The organism is Streptomyces sp. NBC_00354, assembly GCF_036106915.1.
Classification (GTDB): domain Bacteria; phylum Actinomycetota; class Actinomycetes; order Streptomycetales; family Streptomycetaceae; genus Streptomyces.
Window position 1 is genome coordinate 5,115,827 of record NZ_CP107983.1, and the last position, 13,114, is coordinate 5,128,940.

General features: G+C 70.7%; 11 protein-coding genes and 1 tRNA gene. 5 read left to right on the forward strand and 7 right to left on the reverse strand.

The features are described 5' to 3' along the window. Nucleotides 1–26 precede the first annotated feature (26 nt). Together OHT74_RS23440 and OHT74_RS23445 are read right to left on the reverse strand one after the other, a co-directional pair. Nucleotides 27–2,579 (reverse strand): ABC transporter permease, encoded by a 2,553-nt coding sequence (locus tag OHT74_RS23440; RefSeq protein WP_328621300.1) that lies wholly within the window; start codon nucleotides 2,577–2,579, stop codon nucleotides 27–29. Nucleotides 2,580–2,638: 59 nt separating this feature from the next. Beyond that, nucleotides 2,639–3,412 (reverse strand): ABC transporter ATP-binding protein, encoded by a 774-nt coding sequence (locus OHT74_RS23445; RefSeq protein ID WP_266666402.1) that lies wholly within the window; start codon nucleotides 3,410–3,412, stop codon nucleotides 2,639–2,641. A gap of 490 nt (nucleotides 3,413–3,902) precedes the next feature. Between OHT74_RS23445 and OHT74_RS23450 the strand changes: the two genes are divergently transcribed. Both OHT74_RS23450 and OHT74_RS23455 read left to right on the forward strand, forming a co-directional pair. Further along, a tRNA-Leu gene (locus tag OHT74_RS23450) sits at nucleotides 3,903–3,983 on the forward strand. A gap of 135 nt (nucleotides 3,984–4,118) precedes the next feature. After that, nucleotides 4,119–4,967, forward strand: a complete 849-nt coding sequence (locus OHT74_RS23455) for a Bax inhibitor-1/YccA family protein (RefSeq protein WP_328621301.1) — start codon at nucleotides 4,119–4,121, stop codon at nucleotides 4,965–4,967. A 193-nt stretch (nucleotides 4,968–5,160) separates the two neighbouring features. On the opposite strand, the gene OHT74_RS23460 is transcribed toward OHT74_RS23455, so the two are convergent. Then, the gene (locus tag OHT74_RS23460) at nucleotides 5,161–5,391 is read right to left on the reverse strand and encodes a DUF4287 domain-containing protein (protein WP_214958001.1); all 231 of its coding nucleotides are present in this window, start codon (nucleotides 5,389–5,391) and stop codon (nucleotides 5,161–5,163) included. Between the two features lie 106 nt (nucleotides 5,392–5,497). Here OHT74_RS23460 and OHT74_RS23465 point away from each other — a divergent pair, with 106 nt between their 5' ends. Then, complete coding sequence (locus OHT74_RS23465) at nucleotides 5,498–5,863, forward strand: hypothetical protein (protein WP_328621302.1); 366 nt, start codon at nucleotides 5,498–5,500, stop codon at nucleotides 5,861–5,863. On the opposite strand, the gene OHT74_RS23470 is transcribed toward OHT74_RS23465, so the two are convergent. The 3 genes from OHT74_RS23470 to OHT74_RS23480 all read right to left on the reverse strand — a co-directional run bounded on the left by OHT74_RS23470 (nucleotide 5,847) and on the right by OHT74_RS23480 (nucleotide 9,509). Next, entirely contained in the window at nucleotides 5,847–6,713 is an 867-nt protein-coding gene (locus OHT74_RS23470) for a hypothetical protein (protein ID WP_266672988.1), read from the reverse strand. The two genes, OHT74_RS23465 and OHT74_RS23470, sit on opposite strands and share 17 nt — an antisense overlap. A 385-nt stretch (nucleotides 6,714–7,098) precedes the next feature. Further along, nucleotides 7,099–8,319: an acetyl-CoA C-acetyltransferase gene (locus OHT74_RS23475; RefSeq protein ID WP_266666410.1), complete on the reverse strand. Its 1,221-nt coding sequence runs from the start codon at nucleotides 8,317–8,319 to the stop codon at nucleotides 7,099–7,101. Between the two features lie 137 nt (nucleotides 8,320–8,456). After that, a complete protein-coding gene (locus OHT74_RS23480) occupies nucleotides 8,457–9,509 on the reverse strand; it encodes an SGNH/GDSL hydrolase family protein (protein ID WP_266666412.1) in 1,053 nt (350 codons plus the stop codon). Between the two features lie 134 nt (nucleotides 9,510–9,643). Between OHT74_RS23480 and OHT74_RS23485 the strand changes: the two genes are divergently transcribed. Next, nucleotides 9,644–11,026, forward strand: a complete 1,383-nt coding sequence (locus OHT74_RS23485; protein ID WP_266672989.1) for a cystathionine beta-synthase — start codon at nucleotides 9,644–9,646, stop codon at nucleotides 11,024–11,026. A 322-nt stretch (nucleotides 11,027–11,348) separates the two neighbouring features. Here the strand turns inward: OHT74_RS23485 and OHT74_RS23490 are convergent, their stop codons facing one another. After that, a complete protein-coding gene (locus OHT74_RS23490; protein ID WP_266666414.1) occupies nucleotides 11,349–11,714 on the reverse strand; it encodes a hypothetical protein in 366 nt (121 codons plus the stop codon). A gap of 167 nt (nucleotides 11,715–11,881) precedes the next feature. Between OHT74_RS23490 and OHT74_RS23495 the strand changes: the two genes are divergently transcribed. Beyond that, nucleotides 11,882–12,724 carry a MurR/RpiR family transcriptional regulator gene (locus OHT74_RS23495; protein ID WP_266666416.1) on the forward strand — a complete coding sequence of 281 codons (843 nt, stop codon included), beginning with the start codon at nucleotides 11,882–11,884 and terminating at the stop codon, nucleotides 12,722–12,724. Nucleotides 12,725–13,114 lie beyond the last annotated feature (390 nt).

Below are 13,114 nucleotides of genomic sequence, written 5' to 3' on the forward strand. Positions count from 1 at the left end.
TTCCGTGTCCCTCGCCCTCGCGATGGTTACTCCGTCTTGATGGCGGTCAGCATGTTCAGCCGGGCGGCGCTGCGGGCCGGCCACATGGCGGCCAGGACGCCGACCACGGCGGCCAGCAGGAGGAAGATGCCGATCCGGTCCCACGGGAGGATCAGTTCGTAGTTCGGCATGGCCTTCGCCATCGTGGTGCCGACCGCCCAGGCGAGGAAGACGCCGATGCCGACGCCCAGGGTCGCTCCGAAGAGCGAGATCACGACGGCCTCCAGGCGGATCATGTTCTTGACCCGGCCCCGGTCGAGGCCGATCGCCCGCAGCATGCCGATCTCCTGGGTCCGCTCGAAGACGGACATCGCCAGGGTGTTGACCACACCGAGCACCGAGATGATCAGCGCCATGCCGAGCAGGCCGTACATGACGTTCAGCATGGTGTTGATCATGCCGCCCATCTCGTTGCGCATGTCCTGCTGGGTGGCGACGGTGATGGCCGGGTTCTTGCCCAGGGCGTCGACGACCTTCTGCTGGCCGGCCTTGGACGCCCCGCCGTCGACGTTGACGTACACCTCGCGGACGTACTGTTCCTCGCTGTGCTCACTGAGGATCTTGTTGTCGATGACGTACGGGGAGAGCAGGCCCTCCATGTCCTTGTAGACCGAGCCGACCTTGAGGGTGCCCTCCTGGCCGTCGTCGTACTTCACCTTGAGCGTGGAGCCGACGGTGAGGTTCTGCTTCTTCGCGGTCTTCTCGGCGACCATGATCTCGCCCTTGCCGAGGGAGTCCACCGAGCCGCTGACGGTCTCGATGTTCAGCAGCTGGCCGATGGCGGCCGGGTTGACACCGGAGGCCGACCGGAAGTCCTCGCCGACCTTGAAGAAGCCACTCGTCTGCGGGGAGACGGCCTTGATGCCGGGGGCCTTGGCCAGGGTCTCGGCCACCGACTTGTCGAGGCTGCCCATGTCGTCGGCCATGGAGACCTTGTAGTCCGCCTTGAGCTTTTCGGTGCTCATGCGGTCGACGACCTTGCCCACGGTGATGCCGAGCACCGACAGGGTGGTGACCAGGGTCAGGCCGATCGCCAGGGACGCGGCGGTGACGGCGGTGCGGCGCGGGTTGCGGACGGCATTCTGGGAGGCCAGCTTGCCGGGGATCCCGAACACCTTCTGCAGCAGCGGGCGGACGGCCCCGATGACCGGCTTGGAGAGCAGCGGCAGCAGCACGATCATGCCGATGAGCATGAAGAAGGCGCCCGCGCCGATGGTCATGCGGCCGTCGTCGCCGCCCGTGGACACGCCGAGCATGACCAGGCCGACGCCGAGGACGCTGATGACGGAACCGATGACGTTGCGCAGGACCAGGGACTTCGCGGTGGCCGGCAGGTGGGCGCTGCCCATGGCGGCGACCGGCGCGATCCGGCCGGTGCGCCAGGCCGGCAGCACCGCGGCGATCGTCGTGACCAGGATGCCGATGACCAGGGCAGCGACGACGGTGCCCGGGGCGATCACGAGGTCACCGCCCGGGAGCTTGGCGCCGAAGGAGCCGATCAGGGAGCGCATGCCGACCGCCAGGCCGACACCGCTGATCAGGCCGACGGCGGCCGACACGGCGCCGACGACCAGGGCCTCGGCGAGCACCGAGCGCATGACCTGGCCGCGGTTGGCGCCGACGGCGCGCAGCAGGGCCAGCTCCTTGGTGCGCTGGGTGACCAGCATGGTGAAGGTGTTGTAGATCAGGAAGATGCCGACGAAGAGCGAGATGCCGGCGAAGACGAGCAGCATGGTGCCCATCTGGCCCAGGCCCTTCTCGATCTCCTTGGCCTGCTCCTTGGCGAGCGCCGCACCCGTCTGAGCCTTGGTGCTCTTGCTGTCGACCAGTGGCTTGATGTCGGCCAGCAGCTTGTCGGCGGAGGTGCCGTCCTTGGCGCCGACCGACATCTCCTGGAAGTAGCCGGGCTTGAGGTAGAGCTCCTGGGCGACCTTGGTCTCGAAGAGCACCAGGCTGCCGCCGGCCTGGACGGCACCGTCCTCGGTGGTGAAGACACCGGCGAGGGAGTACTCCTTGACCGGGCCGTTGGTGGCGACGCGGACCTTGTCGCCGACCTTGTACTTGCCCTTGTCCGCGGTTGCCCTGTCGAGCGCGATCTCGTCGGCCTTGGCCGGGCCGGCGCCCTGGGTGAAGGAGTAGCGCGGGTCCTTGCCGTCCTTGACGGGCGTGTAGTTGGCGCCCTGGTTGGACCAGCCCGAGCCGATCAGCTTGCCGTTCTCGTCGCCGACGCCGGCGAAGCCGGCGACGCGCCCCGAGACGGAGCCGACGCCCGGGAGCGCCTTGACCTTGTCGAGGGTCTGCTGGCTGAGGCCGGGCTCGCCCTCCTTCTCGCCTGCCTGGTTGCGGCCCTGGCCGTACGAGGTGACGGAGACGGCCACGCCCTCGTAGCTCTTGGCGGACTGGTTGGAGAGGGACTTCTTGAGGGTGTCGGTGAAGACGAGGGTGCCGGAGACGAAGGCGACGCCGAGGGTGACGGCGAGCACCGTCATCAGCAGCCGGGCCTTGTGCGCAAGGACGTTGCGCAGGGCGGTACGGAACATGGCGGAGGAGTCCAGGATGTCGGGGGTCAGCGGAGGAGGACTGGCGGAGGGGCAGTCCCTCAGCTGGTGCGGCCCTTGGCGTCGAAGGCCTTCATGCGGTCGAGCACCCCGTCGGCGGTGGGGCTGAGCATCTCGTCGACGATGCGGCCGTCGGCGAGGAAGATGACGCGGTCCGCGTAGGAGGCGGCCACCGGGTCATGGGTGACCATGACGACCGTCTGGCCGAGCTCGCGGACGGAGTTGCGCAGGAAGCCGAGGACCTCGGCGCCGGAGCGGGAGTCCAGGTTTCCGGTGGGCTCGTCACCGAAGATGATCTCGGGGCGGGAGGCCAGGGCGCGGGCCACGGCCACGCGCTGCTGCTGGCCGCCGGAGAGCTGGGTGGGGCGGTGGCCGAGCCGGTCGGAGAGGCCGACCATGCCGATCACGTTGTCCAGCCACTGCTTGTCGGGCTTGCGGCCCGCGATGTCCATCGGCAGGGTGATGTTCTCCAGCGCCGTCAGGGTCGGCAGCAGGTTGAACGCCTGGAAGATGAAGCCGATCTTGTCCCGGCGCAGCTGGGTCAGCTGCTTGTCCTTGAGGGTGCCGAGCTCGGTGTCGCCGATGCGGACGGAGCCGGCGGAGAAGGTGTCCAGGCCGGCGACGCAGTGCATCAGGGTGGACTTGCCGGAGCCCGAGGGTCCCATGATCGCGGTGAACTGTCCCTGCCCGAAGTCCACGGAGACGTTGTCGAGGGCGACCACCTGGGTCTCGCCCTGGCCGTACACCTTGGAGAGGCCGGTGGCCCGGGCGGCCACGGCCTGGGTGGTGCGGGGGGCGTAGTTCATGGTGGTCACGGAAGCGACTCCTCGGGCTGCGGACCGGGGTGCGGTCTGCTGATCGGCGGGACTCTTCCATCGTCGCCGCACCGGTCGCGCCGGGGATCAGCCGAGGTGCCCGTTCCCTGGCCCACTGGAGTCTGATCGCGGGGCGGCCCGCCTCCTCCTCTGGTATGACAGCCGGCCGGGCGGTCCTCAGGGGCGGACCGGATGCCCGGCGCTGCTCGGGGGCGGGGCGGGTGCCCGGGGTGGCCCGGGGTGGCCCGGGGTGGCCCGGGGTGGCGGGAAGGGTGGCGGGCAGGGTGGCGCGAGCCATCGAAATCCCGTCATTCCCGTTTCGGGCGTGATCGCCGCCCGTAACGGGCCCACCGTGTGTTCTCGCGCCTGACGACCCCTCAAGCGCCAATAAAATCAGACAACATCGGATAGAGACCCCGCTGGCGACCTGGGCGTTCCGGATAGGCTCGGCGCAGCGTTCAGTGCTTTTGTACGGGAGCCGCTACGCCCTGCCCGGATGGTGGAATGCAGACACGGCGAGCTTAAACCTCGCTGGCCTTAGGCCGTGCCGGTTCAAGTCCGGCTCCGGGCACTCCCGCACCCTCCTGAATATCTCCGGCGCTTCGCCGTGCCTTCTCCTAAGATCCTCCTCGAGCAGTAGGGTGCTTTCTTTGCGAGCGCATTACTCTTGTTGCAAGGCCGCGCACGGTGGCCATGGAGGAGTGAGATGAGGAGCAGCAACCCGGTCTTCTCGCGACGGGGGTTCAGCCGCGACAGCGGGGGCTACGCGGGCTTTGACGCGCAGCACCAGCAGGCCGGGACCAACCCGTACGCGACGAATCCTTACGCCACCGACGTGACCACCGGCATGCCGCAGGCGCCCGCGCGCGCCGACGTCATGACGATGGACGACGTCGTGAGCCGTACGGCCATGACACTCGGTACGGTCATCCTCACGGCGACGATCGCGTGGATCGCCATGCCCGTCGACCCGGCGAACGTCGGGAAGTCGTACGTCATCGCCATCGGCGCCGGCCTCGTCGCGATGGTCCTCGCACTCGTACAGAGCTTCAAGCGCAAGGCCTCCCCGGCGATCATCCTGGGCTACGCGGCCTTCGAGGGCTTCTTCCTCGGCGTCCTCAGCTCGGCCACCAGCACCCTGCTCAGTGCCGGCGTGGTCATCCAGGCCGTGCTCGGCACGATGTGCGTGTTCGCCGCCGTGCTGTTCGCGTACAAGATGGGATGGATCCGCGTCACCCGCCGCTTCTACGGCTTCGTGATGGCGGCCGCCATGGGCTTCATGCTGCTCATTGTCGCGAACCTGCTGTTCTCGGTCTTCGCGGGCGGCGACGGCCTCGGCTTCCGCAGCGGCGGCCTCGGCATCCTGTTCGGCGTCATCGGCGTCGTCCTCGGCGCCTGCTTCCTCGCCCTGGACTTCAAGCAGGTCGAGGACGGCATCGCGTACGGCGCGCCGCGCGACGAGGCCTGGCTCGCGGCCTTCGGCCTGACCGTGACCCTGGTGTGGATCTACATGCAGCTGCTGCGGATCTTCTCGATCCTCTCCGGCGACGACTAGTCGTACCCGTAGTCGTACCGGGTACCTGCGCCCGTCACCGGCAGGGGGAAGGCCCCGCGAGCTCACCGCTCGCGGGGCCTTCCCGCGTCTCGGAGGGGGTACGGGGTCGGGGGCAGGGATCGGGGACGGGAGCGATGTCTCGGGAACGGGGGAACAGGGAACGAGGGATCGAAGGGATCGGGACGGGGAGGGCTCAGCCGAACTTGCGGGCCGCCCTGCGCAGGTCGTACTCGTGGATGATCGCCTTGGCCTGGCCGTACGAGAGCTCGTGCGCGCCGCGCAGCCAGCTGACCTTCTCCTCGAACCGGACGAGGGAGGGGCCGTCGTCCACGGTGCGGAGCCAGTCGGAGAGTTCACGACCGGTGGTCAGGGGGATTCTGTCGATCATGTTCCGGTGGGTCTGCTCGGAGAACTCTACGGACATGGGCGCCTCCGGAGGTATCGCCGTGCTGTGCTGTTCTCTTCACGCCACCGTGCCGGAGAGTTCGCCCGTTGGCAATGGTGCCGCGGCGGCGCGTAAGGTCGGCCGGGTGCTTGATACTTCGCCCCTGACCGCCGCCGTGGAACGTTTCGCCGACCGGCTGCGGGCCATGCCGCAGAGCCGTCTCCAGCAGGGGGCCGCCGCCGAGGCGCTGGAGCTGGCCCGGGAGCTCTCCGTACGGGCCCAGGCGCTGGAGGCGCCGGAGCAGGCCGAGGGGGCGGCTCCGGCGCGGAACATGCCCGACGCGGGGGTCTTCGTGGTCGGGGACCAGGTCGCGGTGGCCGGGCTGGACCTCGCCGAGGCGCTGCGCGCCGCCGCTGCCGAGGAGCCCGCGGAAACCGCGAAGGCCCCGTCCGAGATGCTGGACGAGGCCCTACGGCTGGTGGAGCAGGCGGAAGTCAGAGCGACGCGATGACGCGGTCCGCGAGGATGTAGACGTTGTTGTCAGGGTCCTGGGAGTCACCGCAGGAGAAGGTCAGCGCATAGGCGCCCGAGATGCCCGAGCCGCCCAGCAGGACCGGCGCGGTGCCGGAGCGCAGGGCCTCGGCGAGGCGCTCCGCCGTCTCCCGGTGGCCCGGGGTCATGCACAGCGTGGTGCCGTCGGTGAAGACGTACACGTCGAGCGTGCCCAGCGGGCCCGGCCGGACGTCGGCGAGGGCCGTACGGGCCTCCGCGAGCTCCTCCAGGCGGCTGACCGTGCGCTCGTGGTCGGCGCCGGGGGCCGAGGCCTGGACCGGTACGAAGTCGGGGTGCGAGGGGTGGCGCCGGCGCGCGGCGGCCAGCTCGGCGGAATCCTCGGGGTAGTCTCCGCCGGCCTCCGGCCGGGAGGTGCCTCCGGCCGCCTCGTCGCCGAGCACCGGCTCCAGACCCACCAGGTCCGCCTGGCGGGGCAGGAAGACGGCCGGGCCGTCCTCACCGAGCCCGGGCAGGCCGCCCAGCAGGGAGGTGGGGCTCTCCCCGGCGAAGAGGGGGGAAGCGTCGGCGGCGTCGCGGGCCTCCTGCGCGGCCCAGAAGGCCCGCGCCTCGGCGAGCTCGCGCTCGCGCTCCTCGGCCAGGGCCTCGGCCACGGCGGCTCGTATCTCGGCGGCGGGGGAATGCACGGCACTGCGGGCGTGCGGGACGGCCGCACCGCCGCGGGCGTGGGCCGGCGTGGCCAGCTCACCGCGGAGGGCCGCCACCTGCTTGCGCAGGCCGTGTACAGCGTGCAGCGCAGCAGCGCCCACGGCCGCGGCGGCGGCCGTGGTCAGCAGTAGGGCAAGAGACATGGCGCTCACTGACTAACTCCTGGTTGATTCGATCCCCCGACTTCCTACATCAGAGTGTCCCGACCTGGGAATGGCGTGCAGTGCATTACGTCACGAATTGGACAGGGCTTTGGTCACACCGGGGGCTGGCGAATATGCCCTGACCTGGGGAAATGGCAAACCCCCAGGACAAAGGTCACATCCTGGGGGAGATTCGGTCACAGGTCGGCCGCGACGGGATTAGATTCGGCGTCAGTACGCCGCAAGGGATCAAGCAGATCCCTTGCGGCGCCTGGACGGTACCTGGCTCAGGCGCTCGCCTCTTGTGGTCGCGCTGATCTTCGCCACCGCTGCGGGCAGGTGCCGCTGCTCGTTCCTCGCAGCGACCCCTACCCTCCGCTCCGGCTCAGCTCAGGCGCTCGATGACCATGGCCATGCCCTGGCCGCCGCCCACGCACATGGTCTCGAGGCCGAACTGCTTGTCGTGGAACTGCAGGCTGTTGATCAGAGTGCCGGTGATGCGGGCACCGGTCATCCCGAACGGGTGGCCGACGGCGATGGCCCCACCGTTGACGTTCAGCTTCTCCAGCGGGATCTCCAGGTCCCGGTAGGAGGGGATGACCTGGGCCGCGAAGGCCTCGTTGATCTCGAACAGGTCGATGTCGCCGACGGTCAGGCCGGCGCGCTTCAGGGCCTGCTTCGACGCCTCGACCGGGCCGAGGCCCATGATCTCGGGGGACAGGCCGGTGACGCCGGTGGAGACGATCCGGGCGAGCGGGGTCAGGCCCAGCTCGCGTGCCTTGGTGTCGCTCATGATGACCAGCGCGGCGGCGCCGTCGTTGAGCGGGCAGCAGTTGGCGGCCGTGACCAGCCCGTCGGGGCGGAAGACGGGCTTGAGGCCCGAGACGCCCTCCAGGGTGACGCCGGCGCGCGGGCCGTCGTCAGTGCTGACCACGGTGCCGTCGGGGGTGGTGACCGGGGTGATCTCGCGGGCCCAGAAGCCGTTCTTGATGGCTTCCTCGGCCAGGTTCTGGGAGCGGACGCCGAACTCGTCCATGTCCTGGCGGGTCACGCCCTTGAGCCGGGCCAGGTTCTCCGCGGTCTGCCCCATGGAGATGTAGGCGTCCGGGATCAGGCCGTCCTCGCGGGGGTCGCGCCAGGAGGAGCCCTCGCTCTGCGCGACGGCGCCCGTACGGGCCTCCGCGTCGGCGAAGAGCGGGTTGTGCGTGTCCGGCAGGCCGTCCGAGGAGCCCTTCGCGAACCGGGAGACCGTCTCGACGCCCGCGGAGATGAAGACGTCGCCCTCGCCGGCCTTGATGGCGTGCAGCGCCATGCGGGAGGTCTGGAGCGAGGAGGAGCAGTAGCGGGTGATCGTGGTGCCGGGCAGGTAGTCCATGCCCATCTGCACGGCCACGATGCGGGCCAGGTTGTGGCCCTGCTCGCCGCCGGGGAGGCCGCAGCCAAGCATCAGGTCGTCGATCTGGCGCGGGTCCAGCTCGGGGATCTTGGCGAGGGCGGCCTGGATGATCGTGGCGGTCAGGTCGTCCGGGCGGACGTCCTTGAGGGATCCCTTGCCGGCGCGCCCGATGGGAGAGCGGGCGGTGGAAACGATGACGGCTTCGGGCATCGGGACTCCAAGGGGTGCGTCGTTGCGGGACCGCATGCGAAGTTACCGCCCCGTACGGTCGAGGTCACCGGCTTCGGCATGTGATGCCGGTCGCTCCGCAGGTGCAACGCCCCCGCCCAGCGCCCTGTTCCGCCCCCTTACGTGCCTGCCACCTGGGGGCCCGGGACGGGGTCCGGGTTGGTTGGGGGTGCGGACACGTCCTCGGCCGGGACCCGGCGGCGGCGACGGTGCTTGAGGAGGGCCCACGGCCCGCGGGCGGCCGTGACCTCGGTGCCCGCCTGCCCGGCAGCGGCAGACGCGGCCTTGGCCACCGGCAGCATGTCCTCGTTCCGCGCCAGCTCCAGGCGGTCCGACTCCGGCCACAGTGAGAGCGCCGCGCACAGCGTGGGGAGGACGGCCATGGCGGCGGTCGCGTACCCCTCCGCCGACGGGTGGTACGAGTCCGGGCCGAACATCTCGCGGGGGTTCGCCGCGAATTCCGGGCCCAGCAGGTCTCCCATCGAGACCGTACGGGCCCCCAGGGCGACGACCCCTATGGTCTGCGCGGCAGCCAGCTGGCGCGAGACCCGGCGGGCCAGCCACCGCAGCGGCTGGTACACCGGCTCGATGGTGCCCAGGTCGGGGCAGGTTCCGACCACCACTTCGGAGCCCGCGAGCCGCAGTCGGCGTACGGCCGAGGTGAGGTGGCGCACCGACTGCGTCGGCGGCATGCGCCGCGTCACGTCGTTCGCGCCGATCATGATCACGCACACGTCCGGCGGCGGCAGCTCGCCGTCCAGGAGCAGGCCCGCCTGGCGGTCGAGGTCGTCGGACATGGCCCCGGAGACGGCCACGTTGCGCAGCTCCACCGGGCGCTCGGCCACCGCCGCCAGCCCCGAGGCCATCAGCGCGGCCGGGGTCTGTCTGGCCCGGCGCACACCGAGCCCGGCGGCCGTGGAGTCGCCCAGCATGGCGAGCCGCAGCGGGACGGTGCCCGGTTCCAGCCCGGGGCCGGCCTCCGGTCTGGCGAACTCGCTTCCGTACAGCCCGTCCGCCCGCGGCGGTTCGCCCAGCCCGGTGCCCACCGTCCGCTTGGCGAACTGGACCTCCGCCAGCACCAGCCCCACGGCGGCGGCTCCGACCAGCCCGAGCCCGCCGCCGCCGTACGCCGCGCCCGCCGCGATCCGGCGGGCCGTCCTCGCCCTGGACACCTCTTGAACCACCTCGCTTTGCTGCCTGGCCTCGATGACCTACCTGCCCCGTACTGCCGGTCGGCCAATCCCTTTCCGCATACTCTGGCCGGACCTCCCGGAGAACCCGTGGAGTCCCCTCCCTGGAGAACATGGTGCAATTCCACGACTCGATGATCAGCCTCGTCGGCAACACCCCGCTGGTGAAGCTCAACCGTGTGACCGAAGGCCTGCAGGCCACCGTCCTTGCCAAGGTCGAGTACTTCAATCCCGGCGGATCCGTGAAGGACCGGATCGCCGTCCGGATGATCGAGGCCGCCGAGCAGAGCGGTGCCCTCAAGCCCGGAGGCACCATCGTGGAGCCGACGAGCGGCAACACGGGCGTAGGACTCGCCATCGTGGCCCAGCAGAAGGGCTACAAGTGCATCTTCGTCTGCCCTGACAAGGTGTCCATGGACAAGATCAACGTGATGCGCGCGTACGGCGCCGAGGTTGTGGTCTGCCCGACCGCCGTCGACCCTGAGCACCCGGACTCGTACTACAACGTGTCCGACCGCCTCGCGCGCGAGCCCGGCGCCTGGAAGCCCGACCAGTACAGCAACCCGAACAACCCCCGTTCGCACTACGAGACCACCGGTCCCGAGCTGTGGGAGCAGACGGACGGGAAGATCACCCACTTCGTCGCGGGCGTCGGCACGGGCGGCACGATCTCGGGTACGGGCAACTACCTCAAGGAGGTGTCCGGCGGCAAGGTCAAGGTCATCGGCGCCGACCCCGAGGGCTCGGTCTACTCCGGCGGCTCGGGCCGCCCGTACCTGGTCGAGGGCGTCGGCGAGGACTTCTGGCCGACCGCCTACGACCCGAACGTGACGGACGAGATCATCGCGGTGTCCGACAAGGACTCCTTCCAGATGACCCGCCGCCTCGCCAAGGAGGAGGGCCTGCTCGTCGGCGGCTCCTGCGGAATGGCGGTCGTCGCGGCGCTGAAGGCCGCCGAGGGGCTCGGCCCGGACGACGTGGTCGTCGTCCTGCTGCCGGACAGCGGCCGCGGCTACCTCAGCAAGATCTTCAGCGACGAGTGGATGGCCGGTCACGGCTTCCTCGAGGAGGCGGGCCCCGCGGCGCGCATCGGCGACGTGCTGGCGGACAAGGAGGGCGCCATGCCGTCCCTGGTCCACATGCACCCCGAGGAGACCGTGGGCGAGGCCATCGAGGTGCTGCGCGAGTACGGCGTCTCGCAGATGCCGATCGTCAAGCCCGGCGCCGGCCACCCGGACGTGATGGCCGCCGAGGTCATCGGCTCGGTCGTGGAGAAGGAGCTGCTGGCGGCGCTGTTCGCGAAGCAGGCCTCGCTGTCCGACCCGCTGGAGAAGCACATGAGCAGGCCGCTGCCGCAGGTCGGCTCGGGCGAGCCGGTGTCGGAGCTGATGTCCGTACTGGGCGAGGCGGACGCGGCGATCGTGCTGGTCGAGGGCAAGCCGACCGGTGTGGTCAGCCGCCAGGACCTGCTGGCGTTCCTCGCGAAGGGCGCGAAGTAGCCGCTCGCGGTGGCTGGATGACGCCGTGTCGGCATGTCGTGCAAAAGGTACGGGCCCGTCATGTGACGGCAGCACCGGCTTAACACGGCTCCGGCACAGTGGTGGTTGTCGGCAGGAGCGCAAACGCCCCGGCCGGCACCACCGAACGGCGTTGGCGTGATTCCGGAGCGGCTCCCGGACCGCGTGGACGCCATGGACGCGGCCGGCCCTGACCCGGCCCGTGTCCTTCGCGGGGACCGCCGTCGTCCCGCCCCTCGCGCTCGCGAGGGTGCGGCGGTCCCCGCGCACACCTCTTTTCGGGCTCGGCTCGCCCGTGCAGCGGTCAGGAGCGGTGGCGGAGGCGTTTCGTCGCGTGGATGAAGTTCACGCCGACGACGCCCGCCCAGGCGACCAGCAGGCCCTTGAACCCCGCCTGCGTGGCGCCGATGGCCGACAGCGGGATCGCCAGGACCAGCGTGATGATCGCGAAGCCGAAGCGTTCGCCGAAGTTGCCGTCCAGCGGTGACAGCGCGCCGCTGCCCTGGCCCCCGCGGACGGCGGCCAGGCGCTCCTCGGCCAGCCGGCGGCGGACCTGGGTGTCGACCTTCTCCACGAAGGAGTCCACGAGCGCGGCCTCGTAGTCCGGCCCCAGCTCGCGCCGGGCGTCCAACGTCGCGTCGAGTTCCTTCTTCAGCTCCTGGGACTCCATGCGCCCAGCGTAGGAACGGGCGCCGGCCCCGGCACTGGGGGTAGCCCCCGTATCCCGGGGCCGTCCTCGCCCCGGCTGTCTCGCGGAGCGGTCCGCGGCTTGCCGTGCTGCATAACCGCATGCAGAGTGCTCGGTGACTGAATATTCATGGGGACGGAGGGGTCGGGATGAGCGACAGCCCGGCAGCGCGGCTGCAGAAGCTGTTCGAGGGGCACCGGCTGACGCCCACCCAGCGGCGAATCGCCCACTGCATGGTCCGGGGTGCGGCGGACGTGCCGTTCCTGTCGAGCGTGGAGCTCGCCGAGCTGGCCGGGGTGAGCCAGCCCTCGGTGACCCGCTTCGCAGTGGCGCTCGGCTTCGACGGGTATCCGGCGCTGCGCCGGCACCTGCGCGAGGTGGCTCCCGCCGAGCGCGCCGAGGCCGCGCAGGAGGACGCGTACAACGAGTACCAGCAGGCCGTCCAGGGTGAGATCGAGAACCTGCGGCAGCTGTCGGCGATGCTCGCCGACCCCTCACCGGTCGAGGAGGCGGGCCGGGTGCTCGCCGCGTCCAGGCCGCTGCCCGTGCTCGGGCTGAGGGCGGCGTCCTCGCAGGCGCGCGGGTTCGCGTACTTCGCCGCCAAGGTGCACCCGGACGTACGGCTCCTCGACGAGGGCGGCTCGATGCTCGCCGACCGGATCGACGCGGCGGCCGGGGCCGGGGCCTCGGCGCTGCTGTGCTTCGCGCTGCCGCGGCATCCGCGGGAGGTGGCGGAGGCCCTGGACCACGCGCGGGCGGCCGGGCTGAAGGTCGTGACGGTCGCGGACTCGGCGTTCGCCCCGGTGGCCCGCTCCTCGGACCTGCTGATCCCGGCGCCCGTCGGGACGGGACTGGCCTTCGACACGGCGTGCGCGCCGATGCTGCTGGGCCGGGTCCTGCTGGAGGCGATGGCCGACGCCCTCCCGGACGCCCAGGCCCGCCTGGAGGCCTTCGACGCGCGGGCGGCGGCGCGGGGGCTGTTCGTGGAGTAGGGGCTTTGCCGGGGCGGGGCCTTCACCCCCTTCTCACCCCCACCCCACGGCGGCGGTTGCCCACCCGCCGCCCCCCGGAGGTGACGCGGGGCCGCGGCGTGCCGCGGGGCGGGAGCCGAAGAGGGGTTCCGTCAGCCCGGATCCCCCGGGAGCGCCGGTGGCTTCGAGGATCGGCGGCCAACTCGTCAGGATCAGGGAGGGATTGGGGGTTTCCCGCCAGTCCCATAGTCCTTCCGGTGCGGGCCGGTCCCTCAAGGGCGCTCCTTCGTCGCGTCGCTACGCGATGGCCTGCGGCCACCCTTGACCGACCGTCCCACCCCGGAAAGACAAGGACTGCCGGGAAGCCCCCAAAGGAACGGTCACCTGGGACAGATCGACATCCGGGTCCAT